This window comes from Oscillibacter sp. (assembly GCF_031978065.1).
Taxonomy (GTDB): domain Bacteria; phylum Bacillota; class Clostridia; order Oscillospirales; family Oscillospiraceae; genus Oscillibacter.
This window is the reverse complement of the sequence record NZ_DALZCH010000064.1, coordinates 1-18,964: the sequence shown is the minus strand read 5'-3', so window position 1 is coordinate 18,964 and position 18,964 is coordinate 1. Positions and strand designations below refer to the sequence as shown.

The 18,964-nt window shown below is 58.5% G+C and carries 13 protein-coding genes; 6 read left to right on the top strand and 7 right to left on the bottom strand.

The features are described 5' to 3' along the window. The 6 genes from RTK01_RS10575 to RTK01_RS10550 form a co-directional block, all read right to left on the bottom strand. The coding region (locus tag RTK01_RS10575; RefSeq protein ID WP_312280933.1) for a metallophosphoesterase at positions 1-868 on the bottom strand (868 nt) is incomplete at its 3' end. A gap of 169 nt (positions 869-1,037) precedes the next feature. After that, positions 1,038-1,778: a hypothetical protein gene (locus RTK01_RS10570; protein ID WP_312280932.1), complete on the bottom strand. Its 741-nt coding sequence runs from the start codon at positions 1,776-1,778 to the stop codon at positions 1,038-1,040. Next, on the bottom strand, positions 1,778-3,112 hold the full coding sequence (locus RTK01_RS10565) for a MurT ligase domain-containing protein (RefSeq protein WP_312280931.1): 1,335 nt from the start codon (positions 3,110-3,112) through the stop codon (positions 1,778-1,780). Before RTK01_RS10565 ends, RTK01_RS10570 begins: the two co-directional genes overlap by 1 nt. Next, positions 3,109-3,783, bottom strand: coding sequence for a cyclase family protein (locus RTK01_RS10560; RefSeq protein ID WP_312280930.1), 675 nt, complete (start codon positions 3,781-3,783; stop codon positions 3,109-3,111). The genes RTK01_RS10565 and RTK01_RS10560 overlap by 4 nt, the downstream gene beginning before the upstream one ends. A 92-nt stretch (positions 3,784-3,875) precedes the next feature. Next, entirely contained in the window at positions 3,876-5,741 is a 1,866-nt protein-coding gene (gene mnmG, locus RTK01_RS10555) for a tRNA uridine-5-carboxymethylaminomethyl(34) synthesis enzyme MnmG (RefSeq protein WP_312280929.1), read from the bottom strand. Positions 5,742-5,777: 36 nt separating this feature from the next. Next, positions 5,778-6,629: a metallophosphoesterase gene (locus RTK01_RS10550; protein ID WP_312280928.1), complete on the bottom strand. Its 852-nt coding sequence runs from the start codon at positions 6,627-6,629 to the stop codon at positions 5,778-5,780. Between the two features lie 847 nt (positions 6,630-7,476). On the opposite strand from RTK01_RS10550, the gene RTK01_RS10545 reads away from it, so the two are divergent. The 4 genes from RTK01_RS10545 to RTK01_RS10530 all read left to right on the top strand — a co-directional run bounded on the left by RTK01_RS10545 (position 7,477) and on the right by RTK01_RS10530 (position 13,531). After that, positions 7,477-8,145, top strand: a complete 669-nt coding sequence (locus RTK01_RS10545; protein ID WP_312280927.1) for a hypothetical protein — start codon at positions 7,477-7,479, stop codon at positions 8,143-8,145. 237 nt (positions 8,146-8,382) lie between these two features. Beyond that, entirely contained in the window at positions 8,383-10,464 is a 2,082-nt protein-coding gene (locus RTK01_RS10540) for a sodium-translocating pyrophosphatase (RefSeq protein WP_312280926.1), read from the top strand. A gap of 261 nt (positions 10,465-10,725) precedes the next feature. Next, on the top strand, positions 10,726-11,580 hold the full coding sequence (locus RTK01_RS10535) for a patatin family protein (protein WP_312280925.1): 855 nt from the start codon (positions 10,726-10,728) through the stop codon (positions 11,578-11,580). Positions 11,581-11,743: 163 nt separating this feature from the next. Next, positions 11,744-13,531, top strand: a complete 1,788-nt coding sequence (locus RTK01_RS10530) for a Na/Pi cotransporter family protein (RefSeq protein ID WP_312280924.1) — start codon at positions 11,744-11,746, stop codon at positions 13,529-13,531. A gap of 90 nt (positions 13,532-13,621) precedes the next feature. Here RTK01_RS10530 and ftsH read toward each other — a convergent pair whose 3' ends face one another. Then, on the bottom strand, positions 13,622-15,901 hold the full coding sequence (ftsH, locus tag RTK01_RS10525) for an ATP-dependent zinc metalloprotease FtsH (RefSeq protein WP_312280923.1): 2,280 nt from the start codon (positions 15,899-15,901) through the stop codon (positions 13,622-13,624). 255 nt (positions 15,902-16,156) lie between these two features. Here ftsH and rlmB point away from each other — a divergent pair, with 255 nt between their 5' ends. Then, positions 16,157-16,924: a 23S rRNA (guanosine(2251)-2'-O)-methyltransferase RlmB gene (rlmB, locus tag RTK01_RS10520; protein WP_312280922.1), complete on the top strand. Its 768-nt coding sequence runs from the start codon at positions 16,157-16,159 to the stop codon at positions 16,922-16,924. A 45-nt stretch (positions 16,925-16,969) separates the two neighbouring features. Then, positions 16,970-18,964, top strand: a 1,995-nt coding sequence (locus tag RTK01_RS10515; RefSeq protein ID WP_312280921.1) for a hypothetical protein, incomplete at its 3' end; no start/stop codon positions are given.

The window sequence follows — 18,964 nt, the reverse complement described above, 5'->3', positions numbered from 1 at the left end:
CCTTCGTCACATCCCAGCCGCCGTCTTTTTTTGTCAGGGAAAGGGTTAGCTTGGAGACGTACTGCCCGTTGGAGCCCGGCTCCAGCACAGGGATGCCGTTGATAGTCTCGTCCACCACGGAATGGGCGTGGCCGATGAACAGGGCGTCGATCCGGTCGCCATAAGTCTCGGCAACCTCGCGGACGCCCTCAGTGCCGTATTCGCCGTCCAGTCCGTAGTGCACTGAGCCGATGATCACGTCGGCCTTCCCCTCCAGCTCGTTGAGAATTTTACCCGTTTCCTCCATGGGGGTGGTGAAGGTCATATTGTCATAGTGGGTGGGGTCGGACTTTTCCCAGATGGGAATATGAGGCGCGTCAATGCCGAACACCGCCACCTTCACGCCGTCAACATCGAAGATGTGATAGGCGTCCAGCCAGCGGGCGCCGTCCTTGCGGTAGATATTGCCCGCCAGAGTGATGCCCTGAAACTCCTGAATCTCCTTGGTCAGGTATTTGAACTCAAAGTTAAACTCATGGTTGCCCAGAGTCCACGCGTCGTAGTCCAAATAGTTCAGCGCGTCGATCATGGGGTGTGGCGTATCGCTTCTGAACTCCTGAATGTAGTTGGCTTGGGTGGAATCGCCGGTGTCAATGAGAAGCAGCTTGGGGTCGACCTTTCGTTCCGCCGCGATGATGGCCGCCGCGTGGGCCATGCTGGTTTTGTTCTCCTTGTTGGACGCGTAGTCGAAGGGATTGATCATGCCGTGCAGATCGCTGGTCTGGAGAATGGTAAGGGTTCGGGTATCCTCCGCCGCCAGAGCGGGGACAGCCAAACTCACTGCCATCACCAGAGCCAGAAGCAGCGCCGATAACTTTTTCCGTTTCATTCCTCAGCCTCCTCAAAATGTTTTCAATGGGGATAATTTTATTATAGTGCCGAGGTAATTTTTTTACAACAGCTTTTCCAAAATTAGGGTAAAATGTTTTTTAATAAAAACAGCGCACCCACCGTCCCATGAGACGGCGAGTGCGCAACGTGATCCTGCAAAAAGATTTTCAGTGTGCTTTATCAGCTTCAAGCCGGGCCAAAAGCTCCCGGCAGGCGGTGGCATAAGCCTCCTCCTCCATCCGGTAAATGGGGAGCTCGGGCAGCTCTTCGCCCCTTCGGTCATAAATGGCGGAAATCACATGGCGCAGAAGGGGCGGATTTTTCACCAGAAGGGGACCTGTCAGCTCGGAGGCAAACACGTTGTTTTTCCGAAAGCCCTCCGGCCCCTGCTCCTTCTCGTTGCCATAGCCAAGAGACAGCTTTGTCACAAGGGGCGTGACGATGCCGCTTACCAGCGTGCAGGAGTTCATAAAGCCCACCACGGGTTCCTCATACAGGTCCGTGCGTCCGTATACGTCCCCCACAAACCGCTTCTTCCCCTGCTGGCTGCTGAAGGCCCCCACCCGGAGGCCCATATAGTATTTTCCTGCCGCATCCGTGACGGACTGGCCCAGCATTTGCATGGCCGTTCCGCAAAAAAGCATGGCCACGCCGTCGTCCACGGCGGCGCGAAGTTCTTTACCAAAGCGGGCCAAATCCTCAATGGCGGCTTTTTGGCTGCGTTCTGTTCCCGCGCCCACGAACACAAAGTCCGCACCAGAAAAGTCCATCGCGTCGCCGGGGCGGAGTGTTTCCACCGTGACGGTGTTGCCCATATCCTCCAAGTGGCGGCGCAGAATCGCAAGGTTTCCCCAGCTCCCGTACAGGTTCATCAGGTCGGGATAGATGTGCAAAAACCGAAGCTCCATCACACAGCCTCCTTTTCCACATGGGCCAGAAGCTTATCCCGGTCGGAGAAGCAGGTGAGAACGTACACGTCCTCCGCCCCGTTGTTTTTCAGGGCTTCACAGGCCTCGGCAATGTCGGGGTGCAGCTCAATTTTCTCTCCCGGCACGTCCGTAAAGGACAGGCGCACCGCAAGGTCGGACGCATACTGCCCGGATAGAACCACCCGCTGCACCTGCTCACAGTTCAAAAGGTCAAAGTCAATGTCCCACAGCCAGCTTGTCTCGCTGGTGTAGTATTTGCGGCTCACCGCGTCCACAATCACCAGCACCGTGCAGGGGTCCTCCGTGGCTTTTACATAGCGCAGATTTGTGTCGTAGGCGATGGAATTTTCATGTTTGCTGGTGAGCAGCATTCCGTGGTGCGCACCCAGCAAAAAACGGACCATCCGCCCATTTTTCAGGATATAATTGTCAATGGTCTTTGCAAGTTCCGCCACCGGCACGCCGCACTCATGGCACACGGCGCAGGCCGCCAGAATATTATAGACGTTGTAAATGCTGCGGAAAGCCAGATGAACGGTCATCGCGTCGCCGATACGCAGGATCCCCTCATCCAAATCCAACTCTGTGGCGGCATAGTCGATTTCAAAGGGCCGGGCAAACTCGCACTCATTGCAGAAATAGCTGCCGATGTGGTTGAAATGGTAGTAGCGATACTCCATAGGGGACTTGCACACCGGGCAATAGGCCCCGTCGTGGTAAACCCCGGAGGGTTCTTCCGTGGAAATGGAGCAGCGCTCCAGCCCAAACCATTTCACGTTGTCCCGGTTCACGCCGAAGCAGGCGGAAAGAGGATCGTCGGCGTTGAGAATCAGCCGCGTCTCGGGGAACATGGCGGGCGAAAGCGCGTCAAACACCCACTCGGGGTGGCCGTTCCGGGTCAACTGGTCCCGGTACAGGTTCGTGACCACGAAATGGGTGGGGTGGAAAAATTGGAAGCTGTGGACGGCGTACCGCTCGTCTGATTCGATCAGCAGCACGTCGGCCTTCATCACGCCGCCAAGGGTGCAGTGAGTCAGCACCGTGGTGGTGACGCCTTCAATCTGGTTGGAGCCTTCCTCGTTATACACCACGGTTTTTCCCGACGCTCGCAAAATGGCTGCAATCATCTCCACGGTGGAGGTCTTGCCGTTGGAGCCGGTGACGGCAATCACCAGCGGGGGCAACGTCACCTGACGCAGAATGTCCGGGCAGATCCGCAGCGCGTACTTGCCGGGCAGGGAGCTGCCGCGCCCCACCAGCTTTCCCACAAAGCGGCCCGCCTTGCATATCAGGATGGCAAGAAGCTTTTTCATGGATCAGAGATCTCCTCCTTCTCCGAAAAATCGCGGAACTCCGCGATGGCCCGGACGGGCGCGCCGTCCGCATCCATAAATTTCATCGGCAGGGCAAAAAACATCATGTCCTTCCGGCCCACCACCTTTTTCAGGCACAGGCTTTCCACAATCACCAGTCCGCCGCCAAGCAGCACCTTGTGAACCGGGCGGCACGGGGTAGCCAGCGTGTCCACGCTCAGCGCGTCGGTCCCCACGCCCTTTAAGCCGCAGGAGACGAGATACTGGGCCGCCTCCTTGTCCGGGACGGGAAAGGTGTCTTCAAAATAGGCGTCGGTCCCCCACTTTTTCTCCCACCCGGTGTAAAACAGGACAAAGTCGGTGGACAGCACCGCGCCGTTGAGGCTGCGCAGAAACTCCGCTGTGATGACCTCGCCGGGGGCAAGGGCGGACACGTCCACCACCGCCGCCCGCCCGCAGAACTGAGATACGGGCAGCACGTCTAGCGTGGACCCGTGGGACAGGATGTGGGAGGGCGCGTCCATATGCGTGCCGGTATGAGAGGCAAATTGAAGCAGCGTCTCCCGATAGCCGTTCCGGGTCAGATTTCCGGTGGACTGGAACACGGGCTGAGAAGTGCCGGGATAAACCGGCATGTCTTCGCGGATGGTGTGCGTCAGGTCGAGAATCATAGTATAACTTCCTTTTCCCGAAAGTAAACCGCGCGCCGTCTTCCAGAGCGCGCATTTTTCAGATGACTTGTCCGGGCTGAATGGGGGCAAAGTCAGCGGCTGAGATAAACCATTAAAACGGCGATGTCCGCCGGAGATACGCCGGAAATCCGGGATGCCTGTCCCATGTCGGCGGGGCGGAGGTCGGTCAGCTTCTCCCGGGCCTCCAAACGAAGCCCCCCAATGGAGGCGTAATCCAAATCACGGGGAAGGGCCTTGCCCTCCATGCGGCGGAAATCCTCCACCTGCTTTTCCTGTCGGCGGATGTAGCCTTCGTACTTCACGTTCAGTTCCACCTGCTCCGCTTCGGCAAGGGTCAGGGCGGGGCGGCCGGGGTCGAAGGGGGACAGTTCTTCATAGTGAACGCCGGGGCGGCGAAGCAGGTCGATCAGGCGGCAGCCGTCGGTGATGTCCGCCGTCTCCTTCCCTGCAAGAAACGCGGACAAAGCCGCCGAGGGGCCTGTGCCCGTATGGGTCAGGCGGCGAATCTCCGCGTCCACCCGTGCGTATTTTTCCTCCACCGCCCGTAAGCGGTCGTCAGAGATCAGGCCGATGCGGTGGCCGATGGGGGTCAGCCGCCGGTCGGCGTTGTCCTCCCGCAGAAGCAGGCGGTATTCGCTGCGGGAGGTCATCATGCGGTAAGGCTCTTCGGTTCCCTTGGTCACAAGGTCGTCAATCAGCGTTCCGATGTAGGATTCCGACCGGGAGAGGACCACGGGGGGCCTTTCCAGCAATTTCATGGCGGCGTTGACTCCCGCCATAAAGCCCTGCACCGCCGCTTCCTCGTAACCCGAGGAGCCGTTAAACTGCCCCGCGCCGAACAGGCCCGGAATCTTTTTGGATTCCAGTGTTGCATACAGGGCCAAAGGGTCCACGCAGTCGTACTCAATGGCATAGGCCGGGCGGGTCATTTCCGCGTGTCCAAGGCCCGGAACGCTGTGGAGCATTTCAAGCTGAATCTCCTCCGGCATGGAGGAGGAGAAGCCCTGCACATACAGCTCCTCCGTGTTCAGTCCCATTGGCTCCACAAACAACTGGTGGCGTTTTTTGTCGGGAAAGCGGACCACCTTCGTCTCGAAGGAGGGGCAGTATCGGGGACCGACCCCCTCGATGACTCCTGCGTAAATGGGAGAGCGGTCCAGATGGTCCAGAGCAATCTGCTTTGTTTCCTCCGTGGTCCAGGTCAGCCAGCAGACCGCCCGGTTTACTGGCGGCGTTTCGGTGGTAAATGAAAAGGGCGGGGGCGACTCGTCCCCCACCTGCAACTCCATCTCGTCAAAGTCCACGCTGCGGGCGTTGACGCGGGGCGGCGTGCCGGTTTTAAACCGACGCAGGGGCAAGCCGAGCTTTACAAGAGAGTCCGTCAGGCGGTTCGCGGCGTGCATCCCGTCGGGGCCGGAGGCCTCCACGCACTCGCCGATCAGCGTCCGTCCATTTAAATAGGTGCCGGAGGCAATAATCACCGCCCGGACCGAAAACACCGCTCCGGTAGAAAGCACCACCTCGCTCACCGCGCCGTCCCGGGTGCGGATTTCCACTGCCTCGCCTTGACGAACGGTGAGGTTTTCCTGCCGTTCCAGTGTGTGCTTCATCCGCTCCTGATATTTCCGCCGGTCCGCCTGCGCCCGGAGGGACCAGACCGCAGGGCCTTTTCCCCGGTTTAAAAGGCGGTATTGAATGCAGCATTCGTCCGCGGCCCTTGCCATTTCGCCGCCTAGCGCGTCCAGCTCCCGGACAAGATGGCCCTTGCCGGTGCCGCCGATGGCGGGGTTGCAGGGCATGTTGCCCACCGCGTCCAAATTGATGGTGAACACCACGGTGCGCAGGCCCAGCCGAGCGGCCGCCAGCGCCGCCTCAATCCCCGCGTGTCCCGCGCCAATCACTGCGATATCAAATTGTCCGGCATGAAATTCTCTCATGGTCAATCCTCAAAAAGTCCCGTTCAGGGACTGAAATCATAGCTCCCGCCGCAGCGTCAAAACTGCCACCTCCGGCCGGTTAAACAGCCGCGCGGAGGGAAAAATGTTGCCAAGACCCCGGGACACAAAAAGCCTTGCGCCCTCCACCGTGTAAAATCCGGAGGTGTAGGACGGGAAAAGACCCTGATGAGGGTCCACCAGCCCGTCAGTAAAAGGAAGGCGGACAAGGCCGCCGTGTGCGTGGCCCGCTAAAGTCAGGTCATAGCCCAGCCGGTAATACTCCGTGGCAAAGCGGTTGTTCCGATGGGCCAGCAGTAGGCGAAAGTCGTTTTCGCCATAGACTTCCAGCAGTTCCCGCGTCACTTCCTCGGGCGTTTTCTGGTCGGCGTAAGCATTTGGGTCATCCACGCCGGAGAGAAGAATCCGCTCTCCGTCCCGCTCAATGGGGACGGTTTGATTTCTAAGGCAGGTCACGCCCGCGCTCTCCAGCGCGGCGCAGACATCTTCCGCCTGCCGTAAGGCCCACTCGTGGTTTCCCGTCACATAATAGGTGGGAGCCAGAGCCGACAGTGCCCCACCGATGGCGGCGGCGTATTGAAGAGGCCCCTTCGTGTTCTCGTCCACCAGATCGCCGGTAACGGCAATCAAGTCCGGTGACTGAGCCGCCACCGCGTCCAGCAGACGCTTGTTTCCCTCTCCAAATTCCTTCCCGTGAAGGTCTGAAAGCTGAACAACCACAAGCCCGTCAAACCCGGCGGGCAGGCGGGCGGAGGAAAACTCCGCCCGGGTAACCTCCAGCGCGTTGTTGTCCCAAATTACAAAACCGGCCAATGCCAGAAAAATCAGCGCCGACTCCGCAATGCGGCGGCGCACGGTAGCTTTTTTCATCAGCAGCGTCCCTCAAACCGTTCTTCGCGCCGCTTTGGCGGCACGGTCCGGGCCGCCGAAAAATACGGCGGCGGTTTACGGCGAATGCAAGCGGTCCTTGCCACCTTGCGTATGGTGATTATAACATAAATTTATGACCTCTGACGAGATGAAAATTCAACAAAGAACCAAAAATTATTCGCCTTTTCAGAGGGGCGTCTCGTGAGATATGACAAAACCAAGGGATGTCTGACAGCGTTTTGGGTGTAAAATGGAGTTTACCCTAAAATGTTAAAAGAGCTGAATTGTAAAATGCGTATAAATAAATGTTAAGTTTTTGTAACAAGTATCAAAAAGCACTTGCGTTTTAAAAAAAAGTAGCTATAATAAAAATTACAAAAGAACAGAGAGGAGGCGCATACAATGATGCAGAACGACAAGTTCACAGCGTTTGATCTGGACGACCTGATTTATGGCACTGCCACACAGGTACCCAGCGATCGCTAAAGCAGCAACGGAGCCGCGCTTGTAAAAGCGTGGGTTTTTTCTATTTTGGGAAGAAATTGGACCTGAACCGGAGGCGGACGCGCCCCGGCAGGCCGCTGCCGCCAACACGCAAAACGAAATAGGATGGATTTGACGCCGCGAGGGAGAGCCTCGGCGGCGTTTTTTGGCGCTTTGGGAGTAAAACGAGTCGTGGCGGGCAAAAATGGACTTGTATCCCCACTAAAGTAAAAAATAGATTGATTTTTGGCGAAAAATTGGAAAAATCAGTGGATTTTTCCCCATGGATGTGATACATTTAAACTACAAAGGGAAATTTTGGCGGACCCTCCGCCAAACCCGCGGAAGGGAGAGGAACGCCTGTATGAACGCAAGGAAATATGCTGCGCTGTTTTTGTCCGCCGCGCTCCTGACCGGCTGTGGTGATTTGGCGGGGGTGGCGGTTTTCCCTGCCGTTTCAGGAGGAGAACCGGCGGAGGCTGTGGCTGCTTCGCCGCAGGAGGACGGCGTCGGGCCTTCGGAAATGATAAACGCGGCGGAAACCACGGGCAGCGCTCCGGAGCTGACGGAGGATGAGGTCCTTGCCGCCTATGACCGGGCTGTGGCCGCGTATGAGTGGTTTGAGCTGAATCCCCTGCCCTGCGTGGGGCCGGTGCAGCAAGAAAACGGGGTTAAATACCAGCGGGTGGACTACGTCGGGCTATACACGCTGAACGATTTGGAGACCTATCTGGAAAGCCTTTTTTCAGAGGATGTGATTGCCCGCCTTCTGGACCGGGAAACGCCTGCTCCCCGTTATCGGGATATTGACGGTGCACTGTACGCCCGCCCTGACGGCCGCCCGGCGGACACCGGAAAGGGCGCCGCCACCGCCGCCGTGGAGCGGGAGGAGGATGGGTCTTACCTGATCAATGTGACGGTGGACTTGTTGGACAGAGATCAGGCCACGGTCACAGGTGCGGAATATTATGCGTTCCACTATCGGGAGTTGAACGGCCGCTGGGTATTGGCGGAATTTGATCTGGTATATTAAGCTTCTCCCCGGCGCGGCCTCTGCGGGATATAAAAAAAAACAATGAGAGACGGGCTCAGAGAGAGCTTGTCTCTCTACATTTTTGGGTGCAAAGCCGAATATTGATAAAAAAGCAGGGAAGATTTCGTGCAAAAGGATAGATAATACTATCTTGTAAAAAATTTTCCGTATGTTAAAATAAATGCGACGTAAAAAATAGCTAACAAATTACGGCATGAAGAGGAGTGGAGAAAACCTATGGAAAACATGTTCTGGATCGGCTTTGTCGGCTTTGCGCTTGCACTTAGCTTTGCCTGGGTGCAAAAGAAGAAGGTCATGAGCTACTCCGAGGGAACGGAGAAAATGCAGAAAATCGCGGCTGCTATCCGGGAAGGCGCCAACGCCTATTTGAAGCACCAGTATGCCACCGTGGCAAAGGTCTTTGCCGTGGTGTTTGTCGTTTTGCTGGTGATGGCCTTCGCCTCCGGCGGAGAGATGCTCTCGAAGTTCACGCCGTTTGCTTTCCTCACCGGCGGCATCTGGTCTATGCTGGCGGGCTTTATCGGCATGAAAATTGCCACCAACGCCAACGCCCGCACGGCACAGGCCGCATCCGAGAGCCTGAATAAGGGCTTGCGGGTGGCGTTCTCTTCTGGCTCGGTCATGGGCTTCACTGTCGTGGGCCTTGGCATGCTGGATATCTCCACGTGGTACTTTTTGCTGCACGGCCTGTTCGGCATCACCGATGCGGGCCAGCTTGCCAACATCATGGTGATGAATGGCATGGGCGCTTCTTTCATGGCTTTGTTTGCCCGCGTGGGTGGCGGAATCTACACCAAGGCGGCCGACGTGGGCGCGGACCTGGTGGGTAAGGTTGAGGCCGGTATCCCCGAGGACGACCCCCGCAACCCCGCCACCATCGCCGACAACGTGGGCGACAACGTGGGCGACGTGGCTGGTATGGGCGCAGACCTGTACGAGAGCTATGTCGGCTCCATTCTGGCGTCCTTTGCCCTGTCCGCCGTGGCCGGATATGGCTATGCGGGCATGCTGTTGCCCATGCTGATCGCGGTGTGCGGCATCGTGTGTTCCATTATCGGTTCCTTTTTCGTCAAGACGAAGGAGGACGCCACTCAGATGTCCCTCCTGCGTTCTCTGCGCACCGGTACATATCTTGCCGCTGTGCTCTCCGCCGTGCTGGCCGCGCCGCTGACGCTTTACACCGTGGGCAACTGGGGCGTGTATGTGGCTATTCTCTGCGGGTTGGTGGGCGGCTGTGCCATCGGCTATTTTACGGAATACTATACCTCCGACACCTATAAGCCCACCCAGAAGCTGGCGGCTTCCTCCGAAACCGGCTCCGCCACCGTCATCATCGGCGGTCTTTCTCTGGGCATGCGCTCCACAGCGGCCTCCATTCTCATCGTGGCTGCTGCGGTGGTCATCAGCTTCTTTGCCGCCGGCAGCGGCGACTTTGCAAAGGGCCTGTACGGCATCGGCATCGCTGCGGTGGGCATGCTGTCCACGCTGGGCATCACTTTGGCGCCGGATGCTTACGGCCCCGTGGCCGACAACGCAGGCGGCATCGCCGAGATGGCGGGCCTGCCCGAAGAGGTCCGGGAGCGGACCGACGCGCTGGATTCTCTGGGCAACACCACCGCCGCCACCGGCAAGGGCTTTGCCATCGGCTCCGCCTCTCTCACCGCGCTGGCTTTGTTGGTGTCCTATGTGAACATCGTGGAGCAAAAGGGCTTTGTCATGGACCTGTCCATCACCAGCCCCACGGTGCTGGTGGGCCTGTTTATCGGCGCGATGCTGACCTTTGTGTTCTCCGCGTTCACCATGAGCGCCGTACAGACTGCCGCACAGTCCATCGTGATGGAGGTTCGCCGCCAGTTCCGGGAGATTGCCGGAATCATGGAGGGAAAATGCGACCCGGATTACGCCTCCTGCGTAAGCCTTTGCACCAAGGGCGCCCTGCGGGAAATGGTGGCCCCGGCTCTGCTCGCCATTATTGTTCCCATTCTGACCGGCCTGATTCTGGGGCCTGAGGGCGTCGTAGGCCTGCTTGGCGGCGTGTCCGTCACAGGGTTTGCCATGGCAGTGTTCATGTCTAATGCCGGTGGCGCATGGGACAACGCCAAGAAGTACATCGAGTCCGGCCACCACGGCGGAAAGGGCTCCGACTGCCACAAGGCTGCCGTTGTGGGCGACACCGTGGGCGATCCCTTCAAGGATACCTCCGGACCGTCCCTGAACATCCTTATCAAGCTTTGCTCCACCGTATCCATCGTGTTCTCCGGTCTGATTATCGGGTTCAACCTGATGGGGATGCTGTAAGCCTTTAAATTAACAAAGCCCCGCCGAGGCATGGCCCCGGCGGGGCTTTTTGTGTGCCTAAACCGCTTTTTTTGCGGCCTGTCCGTTTTTCTCGGGCAAGGGACAGGAACTATGCGGAGGAAGTGAACTTTTAAGGAGTCGAAGCTTCACGATTGGGGCTTTGTGCCTTTTTTTCCGTCGGACTTGCCCCGGCGGGAAAAAAAGCGTATGATAAAGAATGGCCCCTCCAAGGGGCCTCTTTAAGCGTTTTGAGGTGAGACTATGAAATCAGGAATTGTGATGGAGGGCGGCGCGCTGCGCACCGTTTTTTCCACCGGCGTGTGCGACGCGCTGCTGGATGCGGGGTTGATGCCCGACTATTTCATCGGCGTGTCCGCCGGGGCGGCCTACGGGGTGAGTTATCTCTCGCGGCAGAAATGGAGAAATTTGAATATTCTCTGTCACTACGCCAATGATAAACGGTATATGGGTGTGAAAAACCTGCTCAATCCCAGCAATCGGTGCTATTTTGGTCTGAGATTTTCTTATGAGGAGATTCCGAATCAATATGTACCCTTTGATTATGGGGCGTTTGCGGCCTACCCCGGCGAAGCTGAGGCGGTTTTGACGAATCTTGGCACGGGAGAGGCAGACTATCTCCCCATTCCCCGAAACAGTGTGCAGTCCGCCGTTTTAAAAGCCACCTGCGCCATGCCCCTGCTGTTCCCCATTTTCCACATCGGCGGACAGCCCTATCTGGACGGAGGCTGCGCTGACCCTATTCCATGGCAGAGGGCGCTGGACAACGGCTGCGACCACATTCTGGTGGTGCTGACCCGGGAACGGTCTTATGTCCGCAAGCCGGAAAAGTCCGACAGTCTGATTCGGCGGCATTACCGGCAGTATCCAAAGTTTTTGGAAACCATGGATCGGCGGGCAGACGCGTACAATGAAAACCGGGAGCGTCTGTTTGCGCTGGAGCGGGCGGGGCGGGCCGTGGTCATTGCCCCCACGTCCACCGAAGGCTATTCCCGCACGGAGCGGGACACGGAAAAAATCCGTGCCCTATGGCAGGACGGCTATTTTCAGGGCCGCGCGTCTGCGCCGCGTCTGGCGGAATTCTGGAGCGGGGTGTGACCTGCGGAAAATTTTTATAAGGAATTTATACCGTGGGGCTTCCTATCCCGACAAATTTTTTATATAATAACCTTACGCGACTTTTTACGGGCTGCGTTTACATACGAAATGCGGCGGGGAAACAGACGAGTCTGTCCCGCGAACGACAAAGGAGAACCGTTTGATGGACATTTTTTCCGTCTTCACCCTCTGCGGAGGTCTGGCCTTTTTCCTCTTTGGCATGAACATCATGTCCAGCAGCCTTGAGAAAATGGCAGGCGGCAAGCTTGAGCGAACGCTCAAGCGCATGACCTCCAATCCGATGAAGAGCTTGCTGCTGGGCGCAGGCATCACCATTGCAATTCAATCCTCCTCCGCCATGACGGTGATGCTGGTGGGGCTGGTGAACTCCGGCGTGATGGAGCTCGGGCAAACCGTGGGCGTGATCATGGGCAGCAATATCGGAACCACACTGACCGCGTGGATTCTCTCCCTCAGCGGAATCGAGAGCGATAACGTGTGGGTGAATCTGATTAAGCCCGAGAGTTTTTCCCCTCTGGTTGCGCTGGTGGGTATCCTGCTCATTATGATTTCCAAAAAGCAGAAACGGCGGGACATCGGCCGTATTTTTATGGGTTTTTCCATTTTGATGTACGGGATGGAGTTGATGGCCGCGTCGGTCAGCCCGCTGAAGGACATGCCCGAATTTGCCACGATTCTTACCGCGTTCAACAATCCGATGCTGGGCGTTCTAGTGGGCGCGGTGTTTACCGGGATTATTCAGTCCTCCGCCGCGTCGGTGGGCATTTTGCAGGCGCTGGCCATCACCGGCTCCATTACCTATGGTATGGCCATTCCCGTTATCATGGGGCAGAACATCGGCACCTGCGTCACCGCGATTCTCAGCTCCATCGGGGTCAGCCGCAACGCAAAGCGTGTGGCGGCGGTTCACATTTCCTTTAACATCATCGGAACCGTCATCTGTCTGATTTTGCTTTACGGCGTGGGAAGCGTGGTAGACCTTTCGTTTATGGACAAAACGGCGGGCGCGGTTAGCATCGCCCTGTGCCACACGATTTTTAACGTCTTTACCACCGTTATGCTGCTTCCTGCCGCCAAGCAGCTTGAAAAGCTGGCTTGTGTGCTGGTTAAGACGGATACGAAGAAGGACCAGTTTGCGTTTCTCGATCCCCTTCTGCTCCGCACCCCCGGCGCGGCGATCAACGAGTCCGTCGCCATGGTGGGAGAGATGTCAAAAGTGGCACGGGAAAACGTTCTGTTGGCAGTGGAGCAGCTTGAAAGCTATTCCTCCGCACGGGAAGCGCGGATTATGGAAAACGAGGACAAGCTGGATATCTACGAGGACCGTCTGGGCGATTATCTGGTACAGATTTCCCGTCATGGGCTTTCCGGAGAGAGCAGCCGTCAGGTAAGCCGGATTCTCCACTCCATCGGGGATTTTGAGCGCATGGGCGACCACGCGCTGAATGTGCAGGAGTCTGCACAGGAGCTGCACGACAAGCAGCTTGCGTTTTCTGACGCCGCCCGGCGGGAGCTGAAGGTGCTCATGGGCGCGCTGGAGGATATTATGGATCAGGCCATGGGCTGCTTTGCAAGCAACGACATGGAGGCCGCCGTCCGCGTGGAGCCGCTGGAAGAGACGATTGACCGGCTGATTGAGGAAATCCGCCTGCGGCACATCGACCGGCTGCAATGCGGGGCGTGCACCATCCAGTTGGGCTTTGTGCTCAACGACCTTTTGACCAACTTCGAGCGTATTTCCGACCATTGCTCTAACATCGCCGTCTCTGTCATTGAAATGAGCCGCCGGGACGTGGATGCCCATACGTATCTGCACAACATCAAGCACGACAGCAATTTTGTCCGGGATTTGCAGATAGACATGGGCCGCTATACGCTGCCTGCGGTGGAGAGAGGTCCCTCCGGGCAGGATAAGGAGTGCATGATCTGAACCTCCCGGCTTTGCCGAAGTGAGACGACAACAGCATAAAAAGAAAAAAAGCGCGCCGCCCAGATGGGCGGCGCGCTTTTTATAATGAAATCAGACGGATTGGTTTTCGTCATCTGCCTGCGATGCGGGGGCGGAAGCTTCCGTCTCCGGCTGCCGGAGGGCGGGTTCTTTGGTCGGGGCTTCTACGGCGCTCTCCGTCGTGGATACGGGGGGTTCCTCGTCAGCGCTCTCCGCCAAGGCGGGAGGCTCGATCTTCTCGGAAATCATGCTGATGCGCTTGGCGGGTGCCTCAATACCCGGCGTCTCTTGCCGGGTGGAAGCGTATTCGTCCTCCACCAGAGCCGGGTCCCGGCCCTCGATAATGGCCACCATCTCCGCGCCGGTGATCGTCTCCTTCTCCAAAAGGTAGGCCACCACCCTATCCATGTCCTCTCGGTTTTCCCGGATAACGGACACTGCGCTACGATAGCAGTCGGTGAGAATTTCCCGCACAGCCTTATCCATGGCAGCGGCAGTGTCCTGCGCGCAGTCCATGCCGTAGCCGCCGTCCAGATACTGGCTGCGGCGGGAGGCCAAGGCCATCATGCCGAATTGGTCGCTCATGCCGTACATGGCGACCATGTTCCGGGCAATCTGCGTGGCGTCCTGAATGTCTTGAGACGCGCCGTTGGTCATCGTCTCCATCACCACTTCCTCGGCGGCACGGCCGCCCATGGAAACGGTGATTTTCGCCAGCAGTTCATCCCGGGTGCGCAGCTCCGTCTTGTCCTCTTCGGGCATCAGCAGGGTATAGCCCAGAGAGCCTTGCGTGTGGGGCACAATGGTAATCTTCTGAACCGGCTCGGTATTTTTCTGTTTAAAAGCCACCATGGCGTGGCCCACCTCGTGGTACGCCACCAGCTTTTTCTCAAATTCCGTCAGCACGCTTCCTTTTTTCTCGGTGCCCGCAATGACCAGCTCAAAGGCTGCCAGCAAATCGCCCTGATTCACCGCCTTGCGCCCCAGACGCACGGCCCGCAGGGCCGCCTCGTTCACAAGATTCGCAAGATCCGCGCCCACGGTACCCGCGGTGGCCAGCGCCACTTTTTTCAGATTCACGTCCTCGCTGAGACGAATGTTCCGGGTGTGGACCTCCAGCGTGGCCAGACGGCCCGCCAGATTGGGCCGGTCAATGATGATGCGCCGATCAAACCGACCGGGGCGCAGCAGCGCCTGATCCAAGACCTCCGGGCGGTTAGTGGCCGCCAGAAGGATTACGCCCTTGGTGGGGTCAAAGCCGTCCATCTCTGCCAGAAGCTGGTTTAGGGTCTGCTCCCGCTCGTCGTTGCCGCCCATGCGGTTGTCCCGGGATTTGCCGATGGTGTCAATCTCGTCGATAAAGACGATGCAGGGAGCCACCTTGCTGGCCTCCTTAAAAAGGTCCCGCACGCGGCTTGCGCCCACGCCCACGAACATCTCCACAAAGTCCGATCCGGAGATGGAGAAGAAGGGAACGTTGGCCTCTCCAGCCACGGCCTTGGCAAGCAGGGTTTTACCGGTACCCGGAGGGCCAACCAGCAGCGCGCCCTTGGGCAGCTTTGCGCCAATTTCGGTGTACTTCTGGGGGTTGTGCAAAAAGTCGATAATTTCAGTAAGGGATTCCTTGGCCTCGTCCTGCCCCGCCACGTCACGGAAAGTGACGCCGGTGGACTTTTCCATATAGACCTTGGCGTTGGCCTTGCCCACGGAGCCAACTCCCCCGATGCCGCCCATGCCGCCGCCCCGCTTGGCCATGATGCGGAACACCAGAGACAGCAGCAGCATCATGATGGCGAAGGGCAGGATATAGGAAATCAGCATCTCCAGAATGGGACTGATGGGTGCGGTATAGGGGGAGCCGAAGTTCACGTTGTGCTCCAGCATCCGGGAAATCAACTGGTCGTCGTTCAGTGCCTTGGTGTAAAGCTGAAAGCTCCCGTCGTCCGTCTTGTCCTTCTGCGCCAGCAGGCCGCTGAGATTTGTGGCGGCAGACGGCTGGGTTTTATCGGTGGATACCGACTTCTCGGCCTTTGGCATAGGCCCGTATGTTTTGCCGCTCTCGTCGGTATAGGTGAAGCCCTCTGCGGGGGTGATGTGAGCAAGGCCCGTATTGGCCTCAAATTCCACCTTTACGATTTTGTCCGATTCAATCAGCGAGATAAACTCGCTGTAGGTAATCTCCACAGAGCTTTTGTTATCGGAACCGGACACCCACGCGCCCGCATAGCTGAATACAATTGTGAGCAGCAGTGCCCAGCTCACCAGAGAAAGTAAGCCGCGCCAGTTGTTTCCTCCGTTTTGCCCGTTTCGGTTGGGCCCGTTTCTGTTTTTCCGGTCGTTATTCTGACTCATCGAACGAATACTCCTTTGCCTGTTAAAGCGCTGGGTTGAATTATCAAGCAGTATACCATAAAAAGAAGAGGGCTACAAGAACGCTTGTTGGCTTTTCCATGAAATTTCTGTGAATTCCACTTTATTGTGTGCGGAAACTGTGATACAATCATGGTAATTATTGATTCCGCGCGAAACGCCCAAAAGCTGGAAAAAAACGGCGTTATTGTCCGCCCCACTGCGGGCAGGATACTTGCGGCGGCTGAAGGAGAACCTATGGACAGTGAAAAGAAAGACCTGCTTACCGCCGAGGCGGATGGCATGATCGAGGGCCGCAACGCGGTCATCGAAGCTCTGCGGGCGGGCGAAACCATTGACAAAATTTATATCGCCCGGGGCGAGACGGACAAAACCCTGGGCCACATTGCCTCAAAAGCCCGGGCGGCAGGCGTGGTGGTGGTGGAAGCGGACCGGCGAAAGCTGGACGGAATGAGTCGAACCCACGCCCATCAGGGCGTGATTGCGCTGGCTGCCGTGCGGGAGTACGCCACGGTGGAAGATATTCTGGCCGTTGCGGAAAAGCGGGGCGAGAAGCCCCTGATTGTCATTTGCGACGAGATTTCCGACCCTCATAATTTGGGGGCCATCATCCGCACCGCAGAGTGCGCAGGCGTCCACGGGGTGGTGATTCCCAAGCGCCGCAGCGCGGGGCTGACGGCCATCGTGGCCAAGACCTCTGCCGGAGCGGTGGCCCACCTTCCGGTGGCACGGGTGCCCAACATTCCGTCCCTTCTGAAGGATTTGAAAAAACAGGGATTGTGGATTTTCGGCACGGCATCGGACGGAACCACCGGCCTGTACGACGCGGACCTGCGCGGCCCCGCCGCCATTGTCATTGGCAGCGAGGGCGAGGGTATGACCCGTCTGGCGGCGGAAAACTGCGATTTTCTGGTGAGCATCCCCCTGCGCGGAAAGCTCAGCTCGCTGAACGCTTCGGCGGCGGCCGCGGTGCTGCTGTATGAGGCAGTGCGCCAGAGGAACTGATTTTAAAAAGAGACGGCTGTCGGCGAGAGAACATGGGAGAAAAACATGGCTGAGATCAGAGACAAAAAACCATATGATGCGCTCACTGACGCGGAGGATCTGACCGCCGGGACCAATGTGATTCCGGAGGGCGATTTTTCTTTGGAGGAGATTCTGGCGGAGTACGGTGGCGGTCGCCGTCGGCATATTCTGGACGAGGCCGAGGCTTTGGCCACCCCGGAGCCGGAGGAGCATGACGAGGCGCTGACCGATGGGGCGGAGACTGCTTTCGCCCTGCCGCCGCAGGAGGAGCCGGAGTCGGACGAGCTTTCGGATGAGGAGGAGGATCTCCTGGACACGGATCTTCCGGACGAGGAGCCAGCCCTTCCTGTACCCGAGGAGAGCCTTCCGCCCCCGCCCCGGCCTGTCTCCATTGAGCGGGCTGTGGGGCAGACGGTGGGAGACGTGATGGAAGCGCAGGAGTCCCTGACGGCGGCTCAGCGTCCCCGACGGGGCCTGTTTTCCCGGAAAAAGATACCTTTGGAGGACACGGAGCAGCTTTACGAGCCGCCTGGTCCCACGCCGGAGCCAGAGCCGGAGGAGCCGCCCGTGGGGCCCGAGCCGCCCTTGGACGAGGCCATGCGCTTTGCGCAAAAGCGCTGGCGGCGGCTGCGCCGCCCTCTTCCCGTGGCTGCGCTGATCTGTCTTTTGCTGTTGGCGCCTCAGGCGGCGGAGGCCGCTGGATACACGGTTCCTCTTTGGACGGGGGACGGGATGCTGCAAACCGCCGTTTCCGCCGGGGCGCTGCTGCTGCTGTGCATACTGTGCCGGGGCGTGTTTGTCCGGGGCGGTACCCGGCTGGCGCATAAGTTTTTTACGGGAGAGCTGCTGCTCTCCTTCTCCGCTGTGGCGGCGCTGCTTGACTGCGCGGCGGTACTCTGGCTTCCGGGGCGGAGCGCCGCTCCGCTGTATACGCTTCCCGCCTGTGTGGGGCTGTTCTTCGGGCAGTGGGGCATTTCCCAGCGGGAAAAGGCCCTATGCGACATCTTTCGCACCGCCGCGTTGGACCTCACGCCCCCCTATCTGGTGACGGATTTGGAAACGGGGGCTTGCAAGCAGCCGGGCCGCGTTCCCGGCTTTTGGTCCGACGCGGAAAAACCCTCTCTCTCCGAGATTTGGCAGGCGGCGCTGCTGCCGGTGGTATTTGTTGCCTCCGTGGTGTTCGCGGCCCTTGGCTCTGTGGGGCAGGGGCGGAATGCGGATTTTCTTTTGAACTGGTCCGCGATTCTGGCGGCTTCGGCGGCATTGATGCTGCCCATGACGGACGCGCTTCCCGCCGCACGGCTTGCAAAGCGCCTGCAAAAGGGCGGCTGCGCCGTGGCGGGCTGCGCCGGGGCGGAGCGGATCAGCCGCAAAAAATCCATGGTGGTGACAGATCAGGACCTATTCCCCCCCGGAACGGTCAGCCTGAACGGCGTGAAGCTTTTCGGCGAGGAGATGCCAAGGGCGGTGTCCTATGCCGCGTCTCTGGCCCGTTCCTCCGGCTGCGGGCTTCGGCGGCTGTTTGACAATCTTTTGGTGTCCGAGGGCGGAACGCTGGAGCCTTTGGACGATTTTAGCTTTTACGAGGAGGGCGGCTTCTCCGCCGCCATTCGGGGAGAGTCGGTTTTGCTTGGCACCGCGTCCTTCATGCGCAAAATGGATGTGCGCCTGCCCAGCGGGCTGAACCTGCGCACCGGCGTTTTTCTGTCTATCGACCGGGAGCTGGCGGCGGTGTTCGCGGTGAAGTACAAGCCCTCGGACAATGTGGACTGGGCGCTGCGGCTTCTGCGCAGAAACAAAATTCAGCCGATTCTCGCCTCCCGGGACCCTAACGTGAACCCCGGCTTGCTGAAACGGAAATTTACCGCTAAGGTGAAGATTCAGTATCCCACCCTTTCCGACCGGGTGGCTTTTTCCGAGCAGGAGAGTGCACAGGGCCGTCCCCGGGCGCTGCTGCTGCGGGAGGGGCTGCTGCCCTATGCCGAAACCGTGACCGGCAGCCGCCGCCTGTGCCGCGCG

Coding starts and splice junctions, on each gene's coding strand:
- RTK01_RS10535 (WP_312280925.1), top strand. CDS start 10,726: ATGAAATCAGGAATTGTGATGGAGGGCGGCGCGCTGCGCACCGTTTTT.
- ftsH (WP_312280923.1), bottom strand. CDS start 15,901: ATGAGTCAGAATAACGACCGGAAAAACAGAAACGGGCCCAACCGAAAC.
- RTK01_RS10560 (WP_312280930.1), bottom strand. CDS start 3,783: ATGATTCTCGACCTGACGCACACCATCCGCGAAGACATGCCGGTTTAT.
- RTK01_RS10570 (WP_312280932.1), bottom strand. CDS start 1,778: ATGGAGCTTCGGTTTTTGCACATCTATCCCGACCTGATGAACCTGTAC.
- mnmG (WP_312280929.1), bottom strand. CDS start 5,741: ATGAGAGAATTTCATGCCGGACAATTTGATATCGCAGTGATTGGCGCG.
- RTK01_RS10545 (WP_312280927.1), top strand. CDS start 7,477: ATGAACGCAAGGAAATATGCTGCGCTGTTTTTGTCCGCCGCGCTCCTG.
- RTK01_RS10550 (WP_312280928.1), bottom strand. CDS start 6,629: ATGAAAAAAGCTACCGTGCGCCGCCGCATTGCGGAGTCGGCGCTGATT.
- rlmB (WP_312280922.1), top strand. CDS start 16,157: ATGGACAGTGAAAAGAAAGACCTGCTTACCGCCGAGGCGGATGGCATG.
- RTK01_RS10530 (WP_312280924.1), top strand. CDS start 11,744: ATGGACATTTTTTCCGTCTTCACCCTCTGCGGAGGTCTGGCCTTTTTC.
- RTK01_RS10565 (WP_312280931.1), bottom strand. CDS start 3,112: ATGAAAAAGCTTCTTGCCATCCTGATATGCAAGGCGGGCCGCTTTGTG.
- RTK01_RS10540 (WP_312280926.1), top strand. CDS start 8,383: ATGGAAAACATGTTCTGGATCGGCTTTGTCGGCTTTGCGCTTGCACTT.